The organism is Neobacillus sp. 204, assembly GCF_046562815.1.
GTDB lineage: Bacteria > Bacillota > Bacilli > Bacillales > Cytobacillaceae > Neobacillus.
In genome coordinates, this window is record NZ_JBJORY010000008.1 from 117,883 (window position 1) to 139,680 (window position 21,798).

General features: G+C 36.8%; 28 protein-coding genes and 1 pseudogene. 16 read left to right on the forward strand and 13 right to left on the reverse strand.

Annotation, left to right across the window (positions count from 1 at the left end; genetic code table 11):
• Window positions 1-138: 138 nt before the first annotated feature.
• On the forward strand, window positions 139-909 hold the full coding sequence (locus ACJ004_RS17485; RefSeq protein WP_410894424.1) for a cysteine hydrolase family protein: 771 nt from the start codon (window positions 139-141) through the stop codon (window positions 907-909).
• Between the two features lie 240 nt (window positions 910-1,149).
• On the opposite strand, the gene ACJ004_RS17490 is transcribed toward ACJ004_RS17485, so the two are convergent.
• Window positions 1,150-2,334, reverse strand: a complete 1,185-nt coding sequence (locus ACJ004_RS17490; RefSeq protein ID WP_410894425.1) for a hypothetical protein — start codon at window positions 2,332-2,334, stop codon at window positions 1,150-1,152.
• A gap of 16 nt (window positions 2,335-2,350) precedes the next feature.
• On the reverse strand, window positions 2,351-3,331 hold the full coding sequence (locus ACJ004_RS17495; protein WP_410894426.1) for a hypothetical protein: 981 nt from the start codon (window positions 3,329-3,331) through the stop codon (window positions 2,351-2,353).
• A 257-nt stretch (window positions 3,332-3,588) separates the two neighbouring features.
• On the opposite strand from ACJ004_RS17495, the gene ACJ004_RS17500 reads away from it, so the two are divergent.
• Window positions 3,589-3,765 (forward strand): hypothetical protein, encoded by a 177-nt coding sequence (locus tag ACJ004_RS17500; RefSeq protein WP_410894427.1) that lies wholly within the window; start codon window positions 3,589-3,591, stop codon window positions 3,763-3,765.
• A 448-nt stretch (window positions 3,766-4,213) separates the two neighbouring features.
• Window positions 4,214-4,660 carry a hypothetical protein gene (locus ACJ004_RS17505; RefSeq protein WP_410894428.1) on the forward strand — a complete coding sequence of 149 codons (447 nt, stop codon included), beginning with the start codon at window positions 4,214-4,216 and terminating at the stop codon, window positions 4,658-4,660.
• Between the two features lie 427 nt (window positions 4,661-5,087).
• Here the strand turns inward: ACJ004_RS17505 and ACJ004_RS17510 are convergent, their stop codons facing one another.
• From ACJ004_RS17510 to ACJ004_RS17540, 7 genes are all read right to left on the reverse strand, one after another.
• Entirely contained in the window at window positions 5,088-6,179 is a 1,092-nt protein-coding gene (locus tag ACJ004_RS17510) for a DUF4179 domain-containing protein (protein ID WP_410894429.1), read from the reverse strand.
• Window positions 6,180-6,194: 15 nt separating this feature from the next.
• Complete coding sequence (locus tag ACJ004_RS17515) at window positions 6,195-6,704, reverse strand: RNA polymerase sigma factor (RefSeq protein ID WP_410894430.1); 510 nt, start codon at window positions 6,702-6,704, stop codon at window positions 6,195-6,197.
• 251 nt (window positions 6,705-6,955) lie between these two features.
• Complete coding sequence (locus ACJ004_RS17520) at window positions 6,956-7,324, reverse strand: fluoride efflux transporter FluC (protein WP_410894431.1); 369 nt, start codon at window positions 7,322-7,324, stop codon at window positions 6,956-6,958.
• A gap of 2 nt (window positions 7,325-7,326) precedes the next feature.
• The gene (locus ACJ004_RS17525) at window positions 7,327-7,698 is read right to left on the reverse strand and encodes a fluoride efflux transporter FluC (RefSeq protein ID WP_410894432.1); all 372 of its coding nucleotides are present in this window, start codon (window positions 7,696-7,698) and stop codon (window positions 7,327-7,329) included.
• Between the two features lie 88 nt (window positions 7,699-7,786).
• Window positions 7,787-8,260, reverse strand: coding sequence for a DUF2680 domain-containing protein (locus ACJ004_RS17530; protein ID WP_410894433.1), 474 nt, complete (start codon window positions 8,258-8,260; stop codon window positions 7,787-7,789).
• Window positions 8,261-8,336: 76 nt separating this feature from the next.
• Window positions 8,337-8,756 carry a PepSY domain-containing protein gene (locus ACJ004_RS17535; RefSeq protein ID WP_410894434.1) on the reverse strand — a complete coding sequence of 140 codons (420 nt, stop codon included), beginning with the start codon at window positions 8,754-8,756 and terminating at the stop codon, window positions 8,337-8,339.
• 80 nt (window positions 8,757-8,836) lie between these two features.
• Window positions 8,837-10,099, reverse strand: a complete 1,263-nt coding sequence (locus ACJ004_RS17540) for a cation:proton antiporter (RefSeq protein WP_410894435.1) — start codon at window positions 10,097-10,099, stop codon at window positions 8,837-8,839.
• A 254-nt stretch (window positions 10,100-10,353) separates the two neighbouring features.
• On the opposite strand from ACJ004_RS17540, the gene ACJ004_RS17545 reads away from it, so the two are divergent.
• The 4 genes from ACJ004_RS17545 (at window position 10,354) to ACJ004_RS17560 (ending at window position 15,040) form a co-directional block, all read left to right on the forward strand.
• Complete coding sequence (locus ACJ004_RS17545) at window positions 10,354-10,797, forward strand: hypothetical protein (protein ID WP_410894436.1); 444 nt, start codon at window positions 10,354-10,356, stop codon at window positions 10,795-10,797.
• A 226-nt stretch (window positions 10,798-11,023) separates the two neighbouring features.
• A complete protein-coding gene (locus tag ACJ004_RS17550; protein WP_410894437.1) occupies window positions 11,024-11,644 on the forward strand; it encodes a TetR/AcrR family transcriptional regulator in 621 nt (206 codons plus the stop codon).
• Window positions 11,645-11,688: 44 nt separating this feature from the next.
• Window positions 11,689-13,200 carry a DHA2 family efflux MFS transporter permease subunit gene (locus ACJ004_RS17555; RefSeq protein WP_410894438.1) on the forward strand — a complete coding sequence of 504 codons (1,512 nt, stop codon included), beginning with the start codon at window positions 11,689-11,691 and terminating at the stop codon, window positions 13,198-13,200.
• A gap of 289 nt (window positions 13,201-13,489) precedes the next feature.
• Complete coding sequence (locus ACJ004_RS17560; protein ID WP_410894439.1) at window positions 13,490-15,040, forward strand: malate:quinone oxidoreductase; 1,551 nt, start codon at window positions 13,490-13,492, stop codon at window positions 15,038-15,040.
• 72 nt (window positions 15,041-15,112) lie between these two features.
• On the opposite strand, the gene ACJ004_RS17565 is transcribed toward ACJ004_RS17560, so the two are convergent.
• Both ACJ004_RS17565 and ACJ004_RS17570 read right to left on the reverse strand, forming a co-directional pair.
• Complete coding sequence (locus ACJ004_RS17565) at window positions 15,113-15,445, reverse strand: hypothetical protein (RefSeq protein ID WP_410894440.1); 333 nt, start codon at window positions 15,443-15,445, stop codon at window positions 15,113-15,115.
• A gap of 117 nt (window positions 15,446-15,562) precedes the next feature.
• A pseudogene (locus tag ACJ004_RS17570) lies at window positions 15,563-16,029 on the reverse strand (GNAT family N-acetyltransferase).
• A gap of 460 nt (window positions 16,030-16,489) precedes the next feature.
• Here ACJ004_RS17570 and ACJ004_RS17575 point away from each other — a divergent pair.
• The 7 genes from ACJ004_RS17575 (at window position 16,490) to ACJ004_RS17605 (ending at window position 18,679) form a co-directional block, all read left to right on the forward strand.
• Complete coding sequence (locus ACJ004_RS17575) at window positions 16,490-16,603, forward strand: YjcZ family sporulation protein (RefSeq protein WP_410894441.1); 114 nt, start codon at window positions 16,490-16,492, stop codon at window positions 16,601-16,603.
• Between the two features lie 52 nt (window positions 16,604-16,655).
• Entirely contained in the window at window positions 16,656-16,751 is a 96-nt protein-coding gene (locus ACJ004_RS17580; protein WP_410894442.1) for a YjcZ family sporulation protein, read from the forward strand.
• A 705-nt stretch (window positions 16,752-17,456) separates the two neighbouring features.
• A complete protein-coding gene (locus tag ACJ004_RS17585; protein ID WP_410894443.1) occupies window positions 17,457-17,573 on the forward strand; it encodes a YjcZ family sporulation protein in 117 nt (38 codons plus the stop codon).
• Window positions 17,574-17,622: 49 nt separating this feature from the next.
• Window positions 17,623-17,718 carry a YjcZ family sporulation protein gene (locus ACJ004_RS17590; RefSeq protein ID WP_410894444.1) on the forward strand — a complete coding sequence of 32 codons (96 nt, stop codon included), beginning with the start codon at window positions 17,623-17,625 and terminating at the stop codon, window positions 17,716-17,718.
• Window positions 17,719-17,803: 85 nt separating this feature from the next.
• Window positions 17,804-17,932 (forward strand): YjcZ family sporulation protein, encoded by a 129-nt coding sequence (locus ACJ004_RS17595; RefSeq protein WP_410894445.1) that lies wholly within the window; start codon window positions 17,804-17,806, stop codon window positions 17,930-17,932.
• A gap of 62 nt (window positions 17,933-17,994) precedes the next feature.
• Window positions 17,995-18,090, forward strand: a complete 96-nt coding sequence (locus tag ACJ004_RS17600; RefSeq protein ID WP_410894446.1) for a YjcZ family sporulation protein — start codon at window positions 17,995-17,997, stop codon at window positions 18,088-18,090.
• 202 nt (window positions 18,091-18,292) lie between these two features.
• Entirely contained in the window at window positions 18,293-18,679 is a 387-nt protein-coding gene (locus ACJ004_RS17605) for a YmaF family protein (protein ID WP_410894447.1), read from the forward strand.
• Window positions 18,680-18,927: 248 nt separating this feature from the next.
• On the opposite strand, the gene ACJ004_RS17610 is transcribed toward ACJ004_RS17605, so the two are convergent.
• Window positions 18,928-19,755: a hypothetical protein gene (locus ACJ004_RS17610; RefSeq protein WP_410894448.1), complete on the reverse strand. Its 828-nt coding sequence runs from the start codon at window positions 19,753-19,755 to the stop codon at window positions 18,928-18,930.
• A gap of 301 nt (window positions 19,756-20,056) precedes the next feature.
• Between ACJ004_RS17610 and ACJ004_RS17615 the strand changes: the two genes are divergently transcribed.
• Complete coding sequence (locus ACJ004_RS17615; RefSeq protein WP_410894449.1) at window positions 20,057-20,722, forward strand: DUF421 domain-containing protein; 666 nt, start codon at window positions 20,057-20,059, stop codon at window positions 20,720-20,722.
• 53 nt (window positions 20,723-20,775) lie between these two features.
• Here the strand turns inward: ACJ004_RS17615 and ACJ004_RS17620 are convergent, their stop codons facing one another.
• Window positions 20,776-21,321, reverse strand: a complete 546-nt coding sequence (locus ACJ004_RS17620) for a YitT family protein (RefSeq protein ID WP_410894450.1) — start codon at window positions 21,319-21,321, stop codon at window positions 20,776-20,778.
• A gap of 93 nt (window positions 21,322-21,414) precedes the next feature.
• On the opposite strand from ACJ004_RS17620, the gene ACJ004_RS17625 reads away from it, so the two are divergent.
• On the forward strand, window positions 21,415-21,732 hold the full coding sequence (locus ACJ004_RS17625; RefSeq protein ID WP_410894451.1) for a hypothetical protein: 318 nt from the start codon (window positions 21,415-21,417) through the stop codon (window positions 21,730-21,732).
• Window positions 21,733-21,798 lie beyond the last annotated feature (66 nt).

Here is a 21,798-nt window from a genome sequence, read left to right on the forward strand (position 1 = left end):
GTTAGCTTTTTTCGTAAAGCACCCGCTAGTACCAAAATGAACGTTGTTTACTATCAACTTTCGCCTTCTGTTGAAATTGAATCAACCATACAAAAAGGCACATAATAAGCGTATACCCATCAAAGTAAGGAGATCCTCATGAAAAAAATTCTACAGTGTATCTTTGTGTTTTCGTTTTTTATCAATTTTGATCTTTATGGTTTTCATCCAAATGTTGTAGTTGCACAAACCGCATCACTTGTATCGCCTGGAATGAAGGTGGGACAAAAAAATACCGCTTTAGTGATTACAGATCCGCAAAATGACTTTTTAAGCCCAAAAGGTGTAGCATGGAACTTGGTTAAAGACAGCGTAGCTAAAAATCATACGATTGAGAACATTGAATTATTATTAAAAACAGCAAAGAAAAATAAGTTTAAAGTGTTTGTGTCCCCTCATTACTATTATCCCTATGATCAAAAATGGATGTTTGGGGGAGCTATGGAACATTCGATGCACGATCTCAAAATGTATCAACGAAAAGGTCCATTAAATCTTGAAGGCTTTGAAGGTTCTGGTGCCGACTTTCTGGATAAATATAAGCCCTATATTAATGATGGTCAAACCGTCATAACAAGTCCGCATAAAATTTACGGACCTGAAGCCAATGACTTGGTCTTGCAACTGCGAAAACAGGGAATTACCCGAGTTATTCTTGCAGGTATGTCAGGGAACCTATGCGTTGAATCTCATATGAGGGAACTAATTGAACAAGGATTTGAAGTGGCAGTGGTTCACGATGCCACAGCTTCCGCAAAAATGAAAGACTTGGATGGGGATAAGGCTGCAAAAATAAATTTCCGTATGATTGCTAGTGCCTCATGGTCTACAAATGAGACAATAGATAAAATGAAATCAACTCATAGATAAGAGCCTCCAGTTAGGAGGCTTTTAATTTGATTGGTGAAAATTATAGATAAATTATAAAATTTCCGTATTTTACCCAATGTAGAATATATGCAGGTAAGCTCATCAGTATAATTTTTACGTTTTTTAAACCACCAAGCAAAGAAACTGCTTGGTGGTTTCATTTTAGCTAAATAATCTTGCTTTGACCTGCATATCAAATCTATTAAACTCTAAAACTTACCCACTCCCGCTTATATTTCGTTACGGAAGTTTCCAAGCAACATTATAGTCATCGTATCCACCATAGTACTGCCAAATTTCTGCCTGTTCGTTTGTTCCAGGAAAATTGACCCAATATGGATTGCTCGTTGTCAAATCTGAAGGGATGTCACCAGGGTAATAAGCAATCCAATAAGCCCCCGGAGTGCTTGGTGAAAAGTTCCCCATCGTTAGTTCCCAGTTCCACAGAGACGAATAGGTACCTGGTTTTACACCTTGACCATATTGATTTAGATAATTAATAAATGCATTATAAATCGTTTGATTATTTACATAGTCATAGTCATTCATACCGGTTAAAGCCGATTCTACATCAATAAAGATAACAGGTCTAACTTTCGAACCATATACACTTTTCATAGCTTCATAGGTTTCTAGTGCTAGTTTTGCCTGCTGCGCCCCCCAATCACTTGCAGAAGTCCCTATTGGCGCCATTTGCATACCGGATAAAAACCAATAACCGTAAACATAGCTAGCATCCTCTGCTCTTGCACTACTAAAATAAATTCCACTGCCTGTGCTTGAATCAAATTGTACAGTGCTGCCATAACCTAACTTCCCCAGATAAAAATCTTCCCCATTAGGATTTGATGATGAAGCGGAATCCGATCCGAATACATATTCCGCTGTAGCATCCGTTCCATTCAATTCTTCTGATTGGTTATTGGAAAAGATTGCTGAGTTTTGATTAGCATGCATTTTTGCTGTTTCACTGGCATGTACACTTGCCTGCGATTTTCCATTGCTGCCTTTTTCCTTAGGTTGAATCTCAGCTTTTTCTTCTGTTTTAGGCTGGGTAGGAACTTCTGCTTTAGGCTGAACAGGAACCTCAGACTTTGCAGGATCTACAGGAGTTGCTGTTTCATTGGCTTGTACACTTGCCTGCGATTTCCCGTTGCTACTTTTTTCCTTAGGTTGAATCTCAGCTTTTTCTTCTGCTTCAGGCTGAGCAGGAACCTCCGGCTTTGCAGGATCTGCAAGAGTTGCTTTTTTGCTGGCATGTATATTTTGGGAACTGTTTGCTTGAACAGCTTTAACAGGTTCCACTTTTGCTTTATCAAGTCCAGCCGCTGCGGTAAAATGACCTCCTGAAATAAGTCCAAATGACATTACTGTAGTTACTACGATAGATTTTACAAGTTTCTTTGTGTTATGGTAATTTTTCATTCCAATTATGCTCCTTTTAATTATCGTTACATGTGGCTAAATAAGCAGTAAACGTTAAGAAAAAAGGAGCTGCTTGTGGCGGTGGTGAAGGTGGAGCATTGATCCATTGATGACAGTACTTAGCCTGGCGGGAAGTATAGATCTGGCCATGGATTAAAGAAAAATATTCTTCCCAGTCAAACCGATTTACAATAAAGCTCATCGTGTCTGCTCCCGGGCTGAACTGATCATTTGATTGCCCTCCTGAGGTTTGCGTTCGTTGTGGAAGGTTATTCATGATCCCAATATCTCCAGGAGTTTCCCTATTGTTAGATGGAGTCTTGTTTTCTCCACCTATATGCTGTTTCTGTGCCAAGGCAAGAGCAGGAAAACTACTCCTCTTTATTGATGCTGAGGAGTCAGTATCTTCCGTAAAAGTTTCTGACTTAGCATTTAAACCTGGAGGCTGGCTACTAGTTTCCGCCTCAAAACCTGTTTGACTTGAGGAAAGTGACTTAGGGACCTCCGGAAGCCTGTTCGTGACAACACTCGGCTTTGCTGGTCCTGTTTGCCCTGTATCTTTCACCTTTTCAGCCGGTTCTGCAGATTCGACAGCCTTAATACTCTTTTCTAAAGAAGTACCTTTTAACTTTGCAGCCCGTTCTGCAGATTCACTAGCCTTACTGTTCTTTTCTAAAGAAGGCACTACCTTTTCAATACCCCTATTCGTCTTGTTTGGTAACTTTGGAACAGGTTTTTTTGGTACAGTTTGCTTGGTACTAGGATTCGTCGCTGGTTTTTGAACCACTCCACCTTGACTTTTATGTACGTTCTCAGGTGTAACAGGTACTGCTTTCTCCGAAGCTATTGGATCTTCGATTTCCTTTGAAACGTGAGTTTGTACTGCTGCGTTTTGAGGTTCCGGTTGATCGACGGCTCCGTTTGCAAATGTATTATTTGGGAAGAAAGCAGCAGCCCCTAAAAATACACCCATTAGAATAAAATGCCGGAAGTGCATGATTTCACCTCCTTTCAAAAAGCAAAGCATTATAACTTCCATGGACAGCATTCGACATTGTTTTTATATTTTTGTCGGTTGTTCATTTCATTACAAAGAAAGAGTTCTTTTAACCTAAGCTTGAAATATAATGGATGAGTCAAATTTCCTTAAACAAAGGGGCTTTACTCATATACGACTGAGGATGGCGAAACTATTAGATCAAGGTGATGCCAAACCACTAGATTTATAGAAGTTGGAAGTGCGTAGATTTTTATATGTATAAAGATATTAAAGTAATGCAGGCGGAGTGTGGACTGGACAAACTGAACCTTTTACTCCAAGAGTTTGGTTCAAACTTCGCCAACTTTCCTCAAGTTTCCCTTCTAATCAAACGTTTGATTAATATCACCGCAGCCATTGGTACATCTGGGTTAGAACTTCCTACTAAATAAATAAATTGATGAAAAATGAACCAAAAATTGCTGAAAAACAGCATTTTAACCTCAATCGCCACTAACCGACACTCTTTCGCCAAAATACCATATAAGCTATACTATTCAAACGTTTGATTAATAATGTTGCAAATACTGACTTATAAGAATTCCCCCTGCAAAGTAAGAACAAAGAATGTCGAGAGCCATTTTTTTATTTCGCAGGAAATACCCTTCCTTTCGCCAAAATCAGATGGGTTTCTCCTAAACTTACATTATTCTATTAATCCCCCGCTTTTTCACCACTGCTCGATACCTTGCTAAAAGCATTTTACTTCCTTACAACTTTGTTAATTGTGTACTAACAATTCATTAGAATTAATGGTCACTAAATAGCAAACGTGTAATACATAAAATCACCACATTTTGTTAATAATGCAATATAGAAGTATAAGGCGGTGTGAATATAATGTCCAATAAGCTGATTTTATGGTTACTATTAATTATTCCATGGTTAACATTATATTTTATGAAAAAAGAGGGTATCAAAAGGTACATGCCAGTAACAATATTTACTGCATTATTAGTAACCATCGTCTACGAAATAGGATATACATATAAGTTGTGGCAAATCAAAGAAGCGATAGTGCCCTGGGGATACATAACAAGTGTGAGCTTTGCGTACGGCGCATTCTTCATAACTACAATATGGATTTTTTATTTTACATTCAGAAACTTTTGGTTATACCTTGCAACAAATATTGTTATTGATGCGTTTGGTGCTTGGGTGATACTTAAATTTGTTGAAGCAAGGAATTTGACTCACTTTACAATAAGTAGTTTAAATTTATTATTAATTTTTGTTACAATAGCCTTAATTGCTTATGTTTTTGAAGTATGGTATGAAAAAGTTTAAAATATTTAAATAATAGAAAGTACATTATATAAAGCAGTATAGTTGTTTAAGATGTTCTTATTTCACGTATCAATCGTAAAAAGCAAACAATTGTCCAGAATACTGTATTATTCAGAAATGGATTTTACGGTATTTTTAATTCGCAATAATAAAATATAATTAAATAATATGCTCAGAGCTACACATATGTAAGAAGAAAAGGTTCCATAATGACAGCCCAGATCTTCAGCTCTTGCACCCATTACTTTAAGTACATTATTTCACAATCTTTAAGGGATAATTATCAAAAAAACGCTTAGGCTTGAACCTAAACGTCTTATAGGGGATTTTCGACCGTTGTCCGGTAACTTTTTTGCAATGCCTCGCATAACATCGATACAATAACCAAAAAAAAACTGCCCCAAAAACTTTGAGACAGCTTCCCATTTTATCTTAAGTTAATTTTTAAATCGCCCACTTGAAGGACGCAGTTTTGGCGGTCTTTGACTGGGGCGAAATAGAGGACGTATTGGTCACGCGGTCCGTCTGCTTCCGCCTTGCTGAAGATTGGGTCGGCCATTTTGCCGGCCGAGTTTAAAAATACACCAGACTTGTTGTAATCGACAGTATACCCTTTTCCTTTATCAATTTTTCTGGCATTTAATAATTGCAGTTGGAGTTTGCTGAACACATCGTAAGCGACACCGTTTTCGATATGTGGTTTAATGTCCGTGCCAGTGACGACCACCCTTGTTTCAAGTGGCGAAAATTCCACTCGCTTTACTTGATAAGTTTCATTTTTAAATGTAAATTCTTTACTCACATCAAAGGTTTCGCGATCACCAACCGCTTCTTTCGAGAGCTTGAACTCAAGTGGCCAAACGGTTTCTACACGGCTTGCCCCATTTTTTCCATGAATGGTCAAGTCTTTCAATGTTAAATGGACTTCATCCCCTTGGAATTTGCTGATGGATTCGAACGAGAGCGCTTCTGCCACTTTGTTCGCCTTCTCATCGTAATAACGACTGCCCCAGCCGATATTTTTCAATTTCTTTGCCTCATTGCCTACCACTAAGTTCATGGAAGTAAAGCCTTCAAAAAGATCAAGGTAATAGTTTTTTAAATTAGTTTTCTTGCTCTCATAGGTAACCAAAAGCTTGGCTTCCTTGTCATCCATCAGGATACTATTAAAATGAACAGTAATATCGTGATCTTTATCATAGTAGATTTTGTTGATTTCTTGGCCCATTCCATTTATAAGGGCGGATTTTAATCCACTATCATCGATATGTTCGCTTGAGAAAATTTTATCGTAAACGGTTTGGATCGCCGCTCTTACTGGTGAAAAAGTCAGAGAAGATGCCGCAATCAAAAAGGCTGCAGCCGTAAGTAATATCCTTCTTGAAAAGGATTTTTTCTTACTTATGGTCATAGAATTGTCTCCTAACTGGTCGATCTTTTTATTCAACTCATCCCAAACATCTGGGACCTGCTTTTCCAAAGCATTGTCTAAATGCTTCATGATTTTTTCATTTTCCATCCAAAAATTCCCTCCTTACTCCAGACCTTTTTTTAGTTTTTTCAAGGCCATTCGGTATTTCCAGAGAACGGTTCCCAAAGGCATCTCCATAATTTTGGCGATTTCTTTATGCTTTAGCCCCGAGATATCCTTCATGATGATGATCTGCCGCTCTCCACTATCCAGGAGTGCAAGGTATTTGGATAACACGATTTTGTCGACAGGGTCTTCGGATATGTACTCTAGACGTTCAAAATATTGGGCGTCAAACCCGGTCAATTCGCGCTTTTTTTTCCGGTAAAGGTCGAGTGCCGTGTTGCGCGTTACCCGAATCAGCCATGCTCTCACATTAGTCACTTGATTAGACTTTGAATATTGGTAAAGTTTGATATACACTTCTTGCAGTACATCCTCGGCCAATTCAATATCTCTTAAAATCGATAACGCCATCGCGAAAACATGTTTTCTATGGTCATTATATAATTGTTTAAATTCTTCCCTGGGATCCACCGAGGTCTTTAATTGATGCACGCTAGTTTGAGTCATCTTTGGCCTCCTTTCATATAGTAGACGGCCGACTTTTGTTTTTTATTGGTAAAAAATTTATTTTCTTCTCTATTATGGCATAATGATGGTATCAATTACCCAGTCATCTAATCTTCGAACAACACAGAACGGCCATCAGAAATGTCCTCTGATGACCGTTTAGTTACGCTAAATTAAAAAGGACCACGCATATTAGACAAATCTAAAATGTGTGGTCCAATTTAATATCTTGTTGAACTCTTGCACCCGTTTTAACTATTACCCCAACCATATCCCAAAAAAGCTGCCGCTAGATTGGATACGTACATGGAAGTACCGTATAAAAAAAACTGAATGCTTTTGTTTTCTTTTTTAAGTTGAAGCAATTCATAATTAAAAGTGGAGAAAGTAGTAAAAGCTCCCAGAAAGCCAATGGATAAGAAATTAAGCTGCTCTTCTGAAAAATAATTCGCACCGTAAATAAACCCTAAAGCTAAAGATCCTAAAACATTTATTATGTAGGTCCCAGTAGGAATTGCATAAATATTCCATTTAGAAAAAAAAACACTAACCTGATACCGAAAAATGGCGCCGAGAAACCCTCCTGCTCCGATCATTATCAATGTTTTAACCATATCCATCGCTACCCTTTCTCAATTCTCATTGCAAGTGAATGTCCTAGTTGAACAGAACAAAAGCCGAATATGATTGTAAGAGTAACGTAAATAGCGCTTGCCCGAAAACCCCAAACCATGAATAGGTCTAACGCTTTAACACTGAAAGTGGAGAAAGTAGTGAAAGAACCTAGAAATCCTGTTGCGAAGCCTACCCTAAATAAAGCTGGGAAACGATTTGAATTTAATGATAAAAAGAAACCAATTAAAAAGCAGCCTGCAAGATTTACAAGTAATATTCCTGATGAAGGAGGAAGTAAGGTATGGGAAAGGAGATGATCAACAAGAAAGCGAGCAATCGCACCGATCACTCCCCCACAACCAACTGCAAAATAGACCATATACATCACTCTTTTTATACCAATATATTCTTAACAAACCAAGACATGCTAATTAGTAATAAAAATCATGATTTTTTCTCATATTAGCTTAATCATTATCACTGTTATACCATTCTTCTTCCCATTCATCTTCTTCATGCTCACTACACCACTTATAATTTCTTTTTTGAAAAGTAAGTATGTAATTCTTCAACATATTGTAACGGAGGATTTTTTGATCTTGCGTTAATGCCCCTGACCAAGCATAGGTTTCTATCAGGGAAACATAGTCCATATAAATACGTTGATAAATTTGATCAAGACGTTTTTTTTGTGCTGGAGTAAATGGAATATCTTTTGTGCAGGTTAAATCTGAATCAATTTTTTCCACTTCTTTTTGCTTTTCAGGAACTTCAGGTATTTCACTGTTTTCTTCATCATTTTGCTGTTTAGTTTTTCCATTTGAATCAATCCCTTCTACTTCGCTATCCTTTTTCGAAGGAACTTCTTTTGCATAAGAAGGGATTGCCATTGTCGAATAACTAAAGAAAATAAATAGGATTACTATATATTTTTTTATCATTTATTTTCTCCTCACAATAAATTACAAGAATATGTAAAACTACACATCACAACTGACATGTAGCTTTAAGGAAATTTTAATCATCGTCGTTATGATCATCATCGTCGTTATGATCATCATCGCCTTTATGATCATCACCTTTATGATCATCATCGCCTTTATGATCATCATCGCCTTTATGATCATCATCACCCTTAGATGATCCTTCTTTTTCAACCTCTAAAACTTTACCCGTCTTAGCATCAATCTCAATTTCGTAAATAGTCCCGGAAGCCTTTATTTTTACCTCATAAACCTTTTTTCCATCGTCTTCTTCTAAGTGAATATTAACAATTTCACCTTTTACTTTTTTCTTAGCTATCTTTCCAGCTTCTTTTTCTGAGATAATGCTTTTTTCCACTTGCTGAAAACGATCTACTTTGGCAAAGCTTACTCCAAAATTACATGCAAAGCTGATTGGGATAAGCAATGAAAGCATTAGGATCAATTTTTTCATACTCTCACACTCCTTTATTTTTTATATCTTGTGTAAGAGTAAAGAACTTATACATTTTCATAGAAAAAGTTTTTAAAAAATCATTGCATAAAATCCCACTTATTTTTAAGCACAAATCTGAGCCACGTTCCTGCCATCCACGATGTAGTGAGCGCAAGCAAAACCAATACAGAATATAACTCTTGGTTGATAATTCCCGACATAAATGCAACCGTAGATAACACAATACCAGGTCCCCCCCTGGCGTTCATCGCGAAGCCAAAATTTAAGCTAGTAAGGGAATTAAGCTTTATTAACCGGCAGATAAAATAAACAATTGTAATTTGAATTAAGGTGGCAATTAACAGGTATTTTACAAAGAAAAGGAAATCAAATGACTTTGCTAAATCTAGCTGCAGCCCTACCACTGCAAAATAAATAGGTACAAACCAAGAAAAAGATAAATTTGATACTCCTTCTTCCACTTTGGTTGATATGGATCCAGGCAGATAGATTTTCGCAGCAATTCCAACCAGTAAAGCACCGAAAATCGTTTCAACTTGGAAAAGGTAGGCAGAAACACATGCAATAAACAAAATAAATAATACGTATCCTAAATTTGAAGATCTAAAAAAAATGTTGCGGTCATGGACGGTAAGGTATTTAAACAGAATTCTTAACAAATTTAGCATTCCAACTAAAAATAAAGATGTTATTCCAATACTTAAAAATATATTTCCAAAAGACAATTCGTTGCTATGGTGTGCAACAAGATTAGTGGCAACTCCAAAAACAACCCATAAAAGAATGTCATGCACCCCTGCGATGAAAATAACAAGTTTTGCAAACCTTGTTTTCATGATCCCAAGATCGATAAAAATTTTGGAAATAACAGGAATAGAAGTGACTGCCACTGAAATACAAACTACTAATTTAAGTGCCAGTAAATTATTCGCATCACCTACATACTTGGACATATCTAAAAAACTAGTAACAATCCAGCCAATAATAAAAGGAAGTACACTTGAACCAATCGTGATGGCAGCAGTTATTTTTAAATCGTCCTTGTTGAATTCAGTATGGAATTTCAATCCGGATATAAACATTAACAGGATCAAACCCAATTGATAAATTAGTCCAAACAATTGATGTTCCAAAGGAAACCCGTTAAACATCCACTCAAATGCGTTGGGATAAAAATATCCTAATAAGCTTGGACCAAGGACAATTCCAGCACCGACTTCCCCTATTACTCTAGGTATATAAAAACGCTCACAAATATAGCCAAGGATATGCGCTAAAGCTAACAAACAGCCCATTGCAAACAAAAAATGGCTTACCTGTATTTGGGTTATAGTAAACATTTCTCTCCCCTCCAAATAGTACTATAATGTTTTTTCCTCATTAACAAAGACCTTCTTACTGTTCACTAAAATACGTAATCCTTTTCCTATTACTCAATATATGCTTGTCAATATAATTGGAAACGGTTTGGTTTAAAAAGGGCTATTCTATGTTGAAATAATTTAGACAAGCTAGGAAAGTGCCGTTCCGATTCTCTATGCCTGAGCAGATAATATAGTACGTAAACATCAGTTCGGGAAGGAGAGAAATTGGAATGAAGAGCTTTTACGGACTATTGAGCCAGTATTTCTATAGAATTTACAGAACATTTATTGAACGGGTCCAGTATCGAAGCTATAAAAGGAGGCTGAAAAATACGTACCGTTGGGGATTAGGAGTGGAAGTTCCCTTTTTTTTCAGTTCAAAATTTGTAATTGAAAATAGTTCAATCACGATCACTGGAACCCAACAAACATACGATAATTCGTGGCCGATTAGGTATTCCATCATAAAAACGAGCAAATTAGGCATTTCTATAAAATACTTTGATAGCATTGATTTATACGGGGACCATACTAATGGCGAGTTTCAACACACCTTTAAGAGTATTCCAAATGGTACAGGCTACCAGATGGAAGTCTTTAATTATTTTAAGTATCATTCTACTGGAAGGATTCGGATTATTTCGAAACCTAAAAAGGAAATAGAAAGTTCCTAGGATTTTGTATACTTCCTAACAAATACCATAAAATATCCAAAGAGTAACGGAACGAATCAAATCTTAACTCATTGGAGGTATTTGTTTTGGGCATTTTTGGGAAGAAGGATGAAAAACAATTATGACACGTTGTCATTTTTTTGTTGACATATGACAACGTGTCATATATAATTTGTTAGTATTCATTTATGACACATTGTCACTTTTTAAGAAAGGAAAAGGAATTATGCCTAAACCAACGTTTTTTCACTTATCTAAAGAAAAACAGGATACGTTAATTCACTCTGCCAAGAATGAATTTTCCCGAGTTCCATTACATGAAGCATCGATTGCTAATATTATCAAAAATGCAGGCATACCTAGAGGCAGTTTTTATCAATATTTTGAGGATAAAGAGGATTTATTTTTTTACTTATTAAATCAGCTCAGCCAAAAAAGCCATGAACGATTTATATCAATTATGAAGGAGAACAATGGCGATTTATTTGCGACTTTTATTGATTCCTTTCAATATATGGTAATGAACCACAGAAATCAGGAACACAAGAACTTTTTTAGAAATGTTTTTTCAAATATGAGCTATAAACTTGAAAATACATTGGCTAATAATGTTTACAAAGAGAATCAGACTACTCAGTTTTTAAATCTGATTGGCTTGATTAATACAAAAAATTTGAACATCAAAAATGACCGAGAACTGCATCAAGTATTAAAAATAATCAGTGCCGTACACTTTCAAAACCTTGTTCAAGTGTTCGTGAGGGATTTGTCTGATGAAGAGGCTTTATCAAATTATATTGAACAAATGGAATTGCTAAAAAGAGGGCTTCATAAGGATGAGAACTAATGAAGCCTTAGGGGAAAATTTTTAAGAATAAGGGGATATGATCTATGAATTCAGCTTTACAACAAAAGAAACCACCCTATTTAATGATTGCGATTTTATTTGTAGGTGCGTTTGTTTCTTTTTTAAATAACTCGCTCTTAAATGTGGCACTTCCGTCTATTATGGTAGATTTAGAGATTAAAGATTATTCAACGATCCAATGGCTTTCTACAGGTTATATGTTGGTCAGTGGTGTCTTAATTCCGGCGTCTGCCTTTTTATTAACACGGTTTTCGAATCGTAGTTTATTTCTGACATCGATGGTCGTTTTCACCTTAGGGACTGCCTTAGCAGCTTTTGCTCCAAACTTTGGTGTATTACTTACGGGGCGTATGATTCAAGCAGCAGGTTCTTCGGTCATGGGACCGTTATTGATGAATATTATGCTCGTCAGCTTCCCACTTGAAAAACGCGGTACTGCAATGGGGGTCTTCGGATTAGTTATGATTACAGCCCCTGCGATTGGACCGACATTATCAGGTTTTATTGTCGAGCATTATGACTGGCGTTTACTTTTCGAAATGATTTTACCATTAGCTGTTATTGCTCTATTATTAGCGGTTTGGAAACTTGAGAATGTGATGGAACAAAACAAACAGGCAAAACTCGATTACTTCTCCATTGTCTTATCCTCCATCGGTTTTGGTGGATTACTATATGGTTTCAGTTCTGCCAGTTCAGATGGTTGGACCGATTCAATCGTCCTAACCACTCTCATTGTTGGCGGGATTGCATTGATTGCCTTCGTTGTTCGTCAATTAAGAATGGATGAACCACTATTAGACTTACGTGTTTACAAGTACCCTATGTTTGCACTTGGATCTGTTATTTCGATTGTAAATGCAGTGGCTATGTTCTCTGGGATGATTTTAACGCCCGCGTATGTTCAAAATGTAAGAGGAATTTCACCACTTGATTCAGGGTTAATGATGTTGCCTGGTGCGATTGTTATGGGGATTATGTCGCCAATTACCGGTAAACTATTTGACAAATTTGGTCCGCGTTTGCTAGCTGTAGCAGGACTTACGGTAACGGCCGTTTCAACTTATATGTTGGCTCACTTACAAATCGACTCTAGTCACACATATATTATACTTGTTTACACTCTCCGTATGCTTGGTATGTCTATGGTGATGATGCCAATCATGACAAATGGTCTCAATCAATTGCCATATCAATTGAATCCACATGGTACAGCAGTTAACAATACTGCTCAGCAAGTGTCTGGTTCGATCGGTACCGCTGTTCTTGTGACCATTATGAATTCAGTGACAAAAACAGAAGCTACAAACCTATTGACTGGTGTTGACCCAACAACCCTGACAACGGCAGCTCAAGCTGTATTAACACAGAAGGCATTATTAGCAGGTATTCAATATTCATTCTATGTTGCCCTAGGCATTAATATTGTCGCTCTAGTATTAGCCCTATTCGTTAAACGTGTCGAAACGAGTAAAGAAGTAGTTAAGATGGGTAATCAGCAGGCGAACAAACAAATGAAGCCTGAAACAATTTAATAGTGCTATAGATAATAGCCATTCGATTTAGAATGGCTTGATTTTTTTCTCAACTAAATTAGGAAGGGCTGTTAGGGCTTAAATAATAGTTCTTAAATTTTACCAGCTTTTAAATAACCTATAATTATCATATAATAGTATTAACACTGTTTTAATCTTTTGAATAATTATAATAGACTATGATATGGTTATAATAGAGACAAAAAAGGTGTGTGACTAGGTCGCGCCTTAGCTTGGTGTGACGCCGCCTGCATCTTTTCTGCAAATTTAAGGGAAAAGGTTGATAAAAATGAGCAACAGTAAAACTAACACAGACGTCATTTTAATTGGCTCCGGAATCATGAGTGCAACTTTTGGGACACTCTTGAAAGAATTAGTACCGGAATGGGAAATTACAGTTTTTGAGAAGCTCGCAAACGCAGGAGAAGAAAGCTCAAACGAATGGAATAATGCAGGAACGGGTCATGCCGCACTGTGCGAGCTAAATTACACGGTCGAAAAGCCGGATGGATCTTTAGATATTAGCAAGGCTATACAAATTAATGAACAGTTTCAACTTTCAAGACAGTTTTGGTCTTATCTTGTCAACAGCAATCTGATTCGTAATCCGCAGGACTTTATCATGCCATTGCCACATATGAGTTTAGTCCAAGGGGAACAGAATGTTACTTTTTTGAAAAAACGTTTTGAAGCGCTATCAAACAATCCTCTGTTTCAAGGAATGGAATTTTCTGAGGACCATGATAAACTGACGGAATGGATTCCGCTTATCATGGAAGGCCGTACATTGAATGAACCGATCGCAGCTACAAAGATCGACTCTGGAACCGATGTCAACTTTGGTGCGTTAACACGCATGTTGTTTGACCACTTAGAGAGTAAAAATGTCGAGATAAACTATAAGCATAGTGTTAATAATATTAAACGTACTAGCGACGGCATGTGGGAATTGAAAGTGCGGAATCTCGATAGCGGTATGGTTGAACACCATACGGCAAAATTCGTCTTCATCGGAAGTGGCGGAGGAAGCCTGCATTTACTGCAAAAATCCGGTATTCCTGAAGGAAAACATATTGGAGGATTCCCGGTAAGCGGAATTTTCATGGTGTGTAATAATCCGGATACGGTGGAGCAGCATCATGCAAAAGTATACGGCAAAGCGAAGGTCGGTGCTCCGCCAATGTCTGTACCGCATCTTGACACAAGATATATCGACAATAAAAAATCGTTGCTATTTGGACCATTTGCCGGCTTCTCACCGAAGTTCTTAAAAGAGGGTTCAATGTTCGATTTAATCACTTCCGTCAAACCTAATAATCTCTTAACGATGTTAGCGGCAGGCGCAAAAGAGCTGCCATTGACAAAATACTTGATTCAGCAAGTGATGTTATCGAAAGAGCAGCGCATGGAAGAGTTACGTGAGTTTATCCCGAACGCCAAAAGCGAGGATTGGGATTTAGTCATAGCTGGCCAGCGTGTACAAGTGATTAAAGATACGGAAGCTGGCGGCAAAGGAACGCTTCAGTTTGGTACGGAAGTAATTACTGCTGCTGATGGCTCCATTGCAGCATTACTAGGCGCTTCTCCGGGAGCTTCAACTGCCGTTCACGTTATGCTGGAGATCATCAAAAAATGCTTCCCGCAGCATATGAACGAGTGGGAACCGAAAATCAAAGAAATGATTCCATCTTATGGCGTGTCACTAATGGAAAAACCTGAGCTTCTACACGAAATCCATACTTCAACAGCAGTGACGCTTGGTCTAAGCGAAAAAGAAGAAATTCATACTTCAACAGCAAAGACGCCAAGTCAAAGCGAAAAAGAGCTAGTCTTTAGTTAATTCTTTGGATGTAAAAATCGTTAATTAGAAAATACCTACACTTTAACTGTAGGTATTTTCTCTGTTCCTCAACTACTTTTTAATTTTATTCGTGAATTTACTAAAGAGAGGGGCTATTCCTTTCAATAATGGCTTATATTGTTCGGTTGTCTTTACGATGGTGTCATAGGTATCAAAAAGTAATTCGATATCCACATTATTAAAAAAGTTTTCCACTTTATTCTGAGTGGTTGGAGTTGGATGGTCTTTATTACTTGATCCTGCCTCCTTTCTTCTACGGCCAAAAAACCAATCATCGCTAGGGTTTAATCGGGTATCCGAGTTATCCTTTGAATCTCTTGGTTGGCGATTTCCAAACATGAATTTAGAAAAATGGTCCATCGACTTTTGTTTATTATCCTCCAATAATTTCCCTCCTCTCACTTTTACACTCTTAAATAAGCTATGATTCGTTATGCAGCAAAGTGTGGATACTTGTCCAGAAAAATAAAGTATATTATCCCTATTAGCCACTTCAAATGATTATAAATAGTAACTCATGATAATCAGCTCACCCTTTTTGCCCATTCTTCGTACACCTTCATCGATAAATCCACACTTTTTATACAATCCATGTGCTGCTTCATTTCCAAGGTTAACCGCCAAGACCAATTCATTGATTTCAGTAAAATTATCCCTTACAAAGGCAGGTAACTGCATTAATGCCTTTTCGCATACCCCTTGCCTTGATGACGAAAATCTGTGGAGAACGCTCTTATTAAGATGGCATAATCATTATCCGAATAGGGTTTTACCCCTTCATTTTTATGTAGAACAAAAAACGTTACGAGTTGATCGTTTTCCATGGCTAAGATGGAATGACGCTCTGAATCTTCGTTTGATAGTTTAATACAGTCTTTTGGATCGCCCGTATACCGAAGTTGTTCTTCGTTTAATTGATACTGGTCGATTGCCTGTTTGAATCCCTCATCATAAAAATAAAATTCCATTTTAGGATCCCCTTTTCGTAAAAATATTTGATTTTCATAGGGATATTGTATGTCTATTAGACAGAATAATCTAGGAATTCATCTTGTACGATTTTCATGGGATTTTTTGTCATTTTTAATAGGCTTTGTGTCATATTAATAGGCTTTGGTATTCCTTCTTTTGGGTTTTGTACGAATATTAAGGAGTTTTGTGCCAAAATCATGGAGTTATGTACGAAAAACATGGGGTTATGTACAAAAATCATGGGGTTTTGTGCGAAAATTATACTGTTTTGCACAATTAGACAATATATGGTAAATCCACAACCGAAAATGGAGCTTCCTATCCAAAAAATTACGTGACGATTGCGGATTTTTGTCGAAAGGATGGAACTTGTCCAATCACCTTCTCTTTTAAAAAATATATTAATTTTAGGGAAGGTTATTACCTCCCCAAATACTAATAGGGGGGTGAAAAGATATGAGCTATGGATGCGATGGTGGTTACGGAGGCGGCAGTATGTATGGCGGCAGCAGCTTTGTTTTAATTGTAGTATTGTTCATTCTATTAATTATTGTCCTTTCCACATTTTAGTTTTTGTTTCATTTGAGATTTAAAAAATAATTTTCAAAATGGGGTGAGAAACATGAGTGATGGATCAAGAAGAAGCAGTACAGCATTAATCGTTGTACTATTCATATTGCTTATCATTGTAGGAACTTCGTTTATGGGAGGCTACTAAGTCAAAAAGTGACATGTCACTTTTATAAAGGACAGAGGACAGGTTGGAATAATCTGTCCTTTTTCCTAACATTAACTCGTATTCTGTGCACACATGCGTGAGAAAGGAGGAAGAAAAATTGCCTAATTCACTTATGAGATTCAGGGGTCAGCCTATTGAAATTAGAGATCATTTTGGTAGAGTTCATCGAGGAATTATGGATGGGTTTGACCCTCCAAGAAGAGGAGTGTTTATTCGGGTTGGCTTTAGAAGAAGATTTATCCCCTTCTTTGTAATTGTTGCAATCTTCTTCAGAAGACGTCGCATTTTCTAAAAAAACTGCTGATAAATGAATAAACATGATGAAAGGAAGAGCCTATTTTAGGTTCTTTCTTTTATTTTGATTTGAGAATATTCATTTTTTAAAATTTTTATAACCTTCTCCACGCTTGTCCAGTCCTCTTTATTCTTTTTGCATAGCTTATAAGTGAGAGACAGGAATCTCTCAGCCGCCATGAACCACAGACATTAAATCACCTCTGAAAGGAGCGTATGTAATAATGCATACGCTTCTTTTTGTTTTTCATCGGTTAAGAAAAATTACGGTACGGTAGCGGATTTCTTCGAAAAAACAGGAACTCGTCCAATCACGTTCTTTTGTAAAAAATATAATAATGGTGAGGATGGAAATTAACATCCTATAACCAAAATAGGTGGTGAAAAGATATGGGCTTTGGATATTGTGGTTACGGTGGTGGCTACGGCGGTGGTTATGGCGGCAGCAGCTTTGTATTAATCGTAGTATTGTTCATTCTATTAATTATCGTACTATCCACATTTTAGTTTTGGTTCATTCGAGATTTAAAGAGTAATTCAAAATGGGGTGAGAAATATGAGTGACGGATCAAGCAGAAGCAGTACGGCACTAATCGTAGTACTGTTCATATTGCTTATCATTATAGGATCTTCCTTTATGGGAGGTTATTAAGTCAAAAAGTGACATGTCACTTTTTTTATAATACTGGTAAGGATGGTAAGTAACATCCTAAAACCAAATTAGGTGGTGAAAAGATATGGGCTTTGGATTTTGTGGATACGGTGGTGGCTACTGCGGTGGTTACGGCGGTGGTTATGGCGGCAGCAGCTTTGTATTAATCGTTGTATTGTTCATTCTATTAATTATCGTACTTTCTACATTTTAGTTTTTGGGACAATCTGAACATGCCGAGATTTAAATCGTCATTTTCAATATGGGGTGAGGTACATGAGTGATGGATCTGGAAGAAGTTCAACGGCTTTAATCGTTGTACTTTTCATCTTGCTTATCCTAATAGGTGCTTCTTTTATGGGAAGCTACTAAGTTAATAAAGTGACATGTCACTTTTTGAAGGAGCCAAGGACAGGTTGGAATAATCTGTCCTTTTTTCAAACTTGAATAAACAGAATGGAAGGAAGATCCTATTATTGGTTCTTTCTTTCTTTATTTTCCATTGAGAAAAAGCACATGAATTATTTACTTGGTTCATAAATTGTAAGAGCGATTTAGAAGGGGGAAAAAACACATGGAAATACCGATTACTGGATTTATTATACATTCAACCGATTCAAATATGGATTTTGAGCATTCACACCAATTGTATCTAACATCTTGGAACGGCACCCCAATTCATCGGCATCATTTTTCAGGAGTGACCTCTTTTATGGTCGGGCATGACCATAGGTATGCAGGGAGAACGGAACCTGCCCCTACTGGTGTAAAACATACTCATAAATACTTTACCGTGACTTCCTTGAATGATGGCCATAAACATGAAATTCGAGGCATGACAGGTCCTGCTATTTCCTTGCCTGGAGGTGGACATTATCATAATTTTCACGGAGTAACAACAGTTGACGGGGCCAATCCTCATTCACATAAATATAGTGGTACAACTAGCCCTAGCGACTAGGAAAGTTTTCCTTACGAGAGGTTGCGGCTATTACGTATCTTATGGGTATGGGATATGAACCAATCATTGCCCGCAAGATGGTTGAGTCTTGAAAAATCAACGAGGCGTTTTATCCAGGGCAAAGAAATAATTTCTAACCTCTAAATAGGTAATAAAGCACCGTATTCACGGTGCTTCTTGTAAATTTACTTGGTGATGAGATGTTCCGGCCCCTAATAAGAAATAAAATCTCTAAATCTTACAGCTGATTAAACTTCTATCTCCTCTTTATAAGGAAGCGATTCTTTGAATAGCTGTTCCCACTGTTCATATAGGCTTTTAGCTGTCTGATAGTCATCGAAGCCAGCCTTTAAACCTTCCTGTAATTTCTCTTTTAATTGACGGCAGGATTCTTCCCACTCCTCTAAACTTTTTAAATCAAAAAGTTTTGAAAACCTTGGTTTCATACTTTCCCAATTAGAATAAATGTTATTACACCATTCCAACAACTCTTCACAGTATCGTTGTTGTTCTTCTAAATCCATACTTTTATCTGTTTCAATCTCAATCTCCTCTTGAAAATCATCTGTTACCAATAATTCTTCTTGGTATTGTGTTTGCTCTTCCCATTCCAAACGTTCATCAGAATCGACTTCCATCTCTTCTTGGTAAGCATTCGATTCCAATAACTCTCCTTGGTATTGCGTTGGCCCTCCCCATTCCAAAAGTTCATCAGAATCGACTTCCATCTCTTCTTGATAAGCATCCGATTTCAATAACTCTTCTTGGTATTGCGTTTGCCCTTCCCATTCCAAAAGTTCATCAGAATCGACTTCCATCTCTTCTTGATAAGCATCCGATTCTTTGAATAATTGTTCCCACTGTTCATAAAGGCTTTTAGCTGTCAGATAGTCATCGAAGTCCACGTTTCTATCTGTCTGTAATTTCTCTTTTAAATGACGGCAAGATCCTTCCCATTCTTCTAAAATTTCCATATTAAAAAGTTTTGAAAACTTTGGTTTCATGCTTTCCCAATTAGAATTAATATTATTACACCATTCCAACAAATCTTCACGGTATTGTTTTTGTTCTTTCATTTCGATACATTCCCCTCACATTGTTTAATCGTTTTTTTATTATTCTGATTTTAATGACCACAAATTTATACTATGTTCCACGATTGTCCAAGGGTTAGACATTTACCCATATGTAATAACAACATGACGTCAGTAAGAAAACGAAGAGGGCTATTTCACCTTTTTTTAAAAAGTTTTAATCTTTGTAAAATCCTTTAATTTCAAAACTAAGCCAATTTATGGTATACAAATCGGCTAAAAAAAACACAATAATTTAGGAATGAAAAATTCTTTATGTCTGAAGAGAAAATAGGAGAAAAAAATGATTCTTTTTTTAGGTAAATTAATATTGTTATTTATTATTTTTATTATTAGTGTAAGGTTCCTAGGGAAAGCAGCATTAGCCCAGTTAACTGCCTTTGATTTTGGGGCAATTATTTTTATAACTTACTTGGCATTTGGCCCAATTGATGTAAAAGGACCGATTCAAGGAATTGTTGGAATGATTGTTATTACTCTTTTGCATTTTTTGATTTCAAAACTAAACCTCTATAAATGGTTTAACCATATTATTACTGGGGAACCTACCATCTTAATCAAACATGGGAAACTAATCCCAAATAATCTGAAACGTACAAGATACTCACTTATGGAGTTATTATCGACTATTCGTGCAGCTGGAGTACCCGATATTGAAGACATCGAATATGCGATTCTCGAACCAAACGGAGAGATAACTATACTTCCGCAAGTCGATCTAGTTCCTGTAACACCAAGGGTCCTAAAAATTGATACAGAGTATAAAGGATTGCCCATTGCTGTCATTTTAGAAGGGAAAATTCAACATAAGAACCTAGAGTTAATTCAAAAAGACGAAAAATGGTTACGTAGTGAATTAGAGAAGAAGGGATATAAAAAGATAAAAAATATTGTATATGCTTCCGTTAGAGATACTAATCAATCGTTAAATATTTATTTAGACAAATGAAAAATTTCTTGAACCGCTATTTCATTATAAAAATTGAACCGTGAAACATAAGATTAATTCCCTTCAATCAAGGAAGTTGTTAGACCAACAGTAGTAATAGCTAGGCATGAATAAAGGAAGGAGTCTAATGCTAATACAGTAGAACTTGCCAAAACAATGAGTCCATCAATGACTATAATTATAAGTCCTATATTTACGGAAAAAGTTCGTGAAATGATTTTAGCGAGAAGGTCCGTTCCTCCAGTGCTAGTCTCATATCGGAGCATTAAACCAACACCTGTTCCAATGATTACTCCTCCAAATAATGCACTTGAAAGGTGGGAAACGAAAATTTGAGAACGAAGGGGTGCAAGCAAATCAATGAACAGAGAGGAGACCAACAACCCTTGTAAACTACTAAAAAAATACCCTCTTTTATCCTTTGCTGCGTAAAGACAGAGAGGGAGGCTCAAGGCCACCATTGTTATCCCTGTCTGAAAATGAAAGAAGTAATGAAGTATTAATGCAATTCCAAGGATTCCACCGTCAATTAAATGATTAGGCACCAGAAACCCATTTACCCCAATTCCTAATAGCAAGCTTCCAATAAAAGTAGCCATTAATTTCTGAAAAATAACCATCACCTTGTCCTGTCTTTTTAATCTATAAGTATGTCGCCATCTAATAATTAAGAATGATGTTCAAATGTTTTAATGGAAGCAGCAAGAATGATTGGATCAGAATATAATCGTCAAGCCATTTCCCAACTACATATTGATCGAATTGAACCAGGTAAATTAGTCGAATGGTCTGCCCAGCATGATATGCCAGCTTGGAAAGGCACAAAAATACGTTTCGATTTGAGTGTAAATGAAAATGGAGCAACGGTTGTAAACTTTAATCATTTTGGATTTGCGTCTATGGAAGGTCCCTACGCGATGATTAATACTACGTGGGGTTCACTTATGTATATCCTGAAGCATTATGTTGAAGGCAAAAACCCAGGTGCATGGCATCAGCATAAGTATTGATACTAATAAAAATAGAATGGACAAAGCCTTTGAACAAATTTTTTCGCGGATTCACCTTAAACAACT

What these genes read in the sequence shown, in the direction of transcription:
- ACJ004_RS17485 (WP_410894424.1), top strand. Translation starts at nt 139, where the DNA reads ATGAAAAAAATTCTACAGTGTATCTTTGTGTTTTCGTTTTTTATCAAT.
- ACJ004_RS17490 (WP_410894425.1), bottom strand. Translation starts at nt 2,334, where the DNA reads ATGAAAAATTACCATAACACAAAGAAACTTGTAAAATCTATCGTAGTA.
- ACJ004_RS17495 (WP_410894426.1), bottom strand. Translation starts at nt 3,331, where the DNA reads ATGCACTTCCGGCATTTTATTCTAATGGGTGTATTTTTAGGGGCTGCT.
- ACJ004_RS17500 (WP_410894427.1), top strand. Translation starts at nt 3,589, where the DNA reads ATGTATAAAGATATTAAAGTAATGCAGGCGGAGTGTGGACTGGACAAA.
- ACJ004_RS17505 (WP_410894428.1), top strand. Translation starts at nt 4,214, where the DNA reads ATGTCCAATAAGCTGATTTTATGGTTACTATTAATTATTCCATGGTTA.
- ACJ004_RS17510 (WP_410894429.1), bottom strand. Translation starts at nt 6,179, where the DNA reads ATGGAAAATGAAAAAATCATGAAGCATTTAGACAATGCTTTGGAAAAG.
- ACJ004_RS17515 (WP_410894430.1), bottom strand. Translation starts at nt 6,704, where the DNA reads ATGACTCAAACTAGCGTGCATCAATTAAAGACCTCGGTGGATCCCAGG.
- ACJ004_RS17520 (WP_410894431.1), bottom strand. Translation starts at nt 7,324, where the DNA reads ATGGATATGGTTAAAACATTGATAATGATCGGAGCAGGAGGGTTTCTC.
- ACJ004_RS17525 (WP_410894432.1), bottom strand. Translation starts at nt 7,698, where the DNA reads ATGGTCTATTTTGCAGTTGGTTGTGGGGGAGTGATCGGTGCGATTGCT.
- ACJ004_RS17530 (WP_410894433.1), bottom strand. Translation starts at nt 8,260, where the DNA reads ATGATAAAAAAATATATAGTAATCCTATTTATTTTCTTTAGTTATTCG.
- ACJ004_RS17535 (WP_410894434.1), bottom strand. Translation starts at nt 8,756, where the DNA reads ATGAAAAAATTGATCCTAATGCTTTCATTGCTTATCCCAATCAGCTTT.
- ACJ004_RS17540 (WP_410894435.1), bottom strand. Translation starts at nt 10,099, where the DNA reads ATGTTTACTATAACCCAAATACAGGTAAGCCATTTTTTGTTTGCAATG.
- ACJ004_RS17545 (WP_410894436.1), top strand. Translation starts at nt 10,354, where the DNA reads ATGAAGAGCTTTTACGGACTATTGAGCCAGTATTTCTATAGAATTTAC.
- ACJ004_RS17550 (WP_410894437.1), top strand. Translation starts at nt 11,024, where the DNA reads ATGCCTAAACCAACGTTTTTTCACTTATCTAAAGAAAAACAGGATACG.
- ACJ004_RS17555 (WP_410894438.1), top strand. Translation starts at nt 11,689, where the DNA reads ATGAATTCAGCTTTACAACAAAAGAAACCACCCTATTTAATGATTGCG.
- ACJ004_RS17560 (WP_410894439.1), top strand. Translation starts at nt 13,490, where the DNA reads ATGAGCAACAGTAAAACTAACACAGACGTCATTTTAATTGGCTCCGGA.
- ACJ004_RS17575 (WP_410894441.1), top strand. Translation starts at nt 16,490, where the DNA reads ATGAGCTATGGATGCGATGGTGGTTACGGAGGCGGCAGTATGTATGGC.
- ACJ004_RS17580 (WP_410894442.1), top strand. Translation starts at nt 16,656, where the DNA reads ATGAGTGATGGATCAAGAAGAAGCAGTACAGCATTAATCGTTGTACTA.
- ACJ004_RS17585 (WP_410894443.1), top strand. Translation starts at nt 17,457, where the DNA reads ATGGGCTTTGGATATTGTGGTTACGGTGGTGGCTACGGCGGTGGTTAT.
- ACJ004_RS17590 (WP_410894444.1), top strand. Translation starts at nt 17,623, where the DNA reads ATGAGTGACGGATCAAGCAGAAGCAGTACGGCACTAATCGTAGTACTG.
- ACJ004_RS17595 (WP_410894445.1), top strand. Translation starts at nt 17,804, where the DNA reads ATGGGCTTTGGATTTTGTGGATACGGTGGTGGCTACTGCGGTGGTTAC.
- ACJ004_RS17600 (WP_410894446.1), top strand. Translation starts at nt 17,995, where the DNA reads ATGAGTGATGGATCTGGAAGAAGTTCAACGGCTTTAATCGTTGTACTT.
- ACJ004_RS17605 (WP_410894447.1), top strand. Translation starts at nt 18,293, where the DNA reads ATGGAAATACCGATTACTGGATTTATTATACATTCAACCGATTCAAAT.
- ACJ004_RS17610 (WP_410894448.1), bottom strand. Translation starts at nt 19,755, where the DNA reads ATGAAAGAACAAAAACAATACCGTGAAGATTTGTTGGAATGGTGTAAT.
- ACJ004_RS17615 (WP_410894449.1), top strand. Translation starts at nt 20,057, where the DNA reads ATGATTCTTTTTTTAGGTAAATTAATATTGTTATTTATTATTTTTATT.
- ACJ004_RS17620 (WP_410894450.1), bottom strand. Translation starts at nt 21,321, where the DNA reads ATGGCTACTTTTATTGGAAGCTTGCTATTAGGAATTGGGGTAAATGGG.
- ACJ004_RS17625 (WP_410894451.1), top strand. Translation starts at nt 21,415, where the DNA reads ATGGAAGCAGCAAGAATGATTGGATCAGAATATAATCGTCAAGCCATT.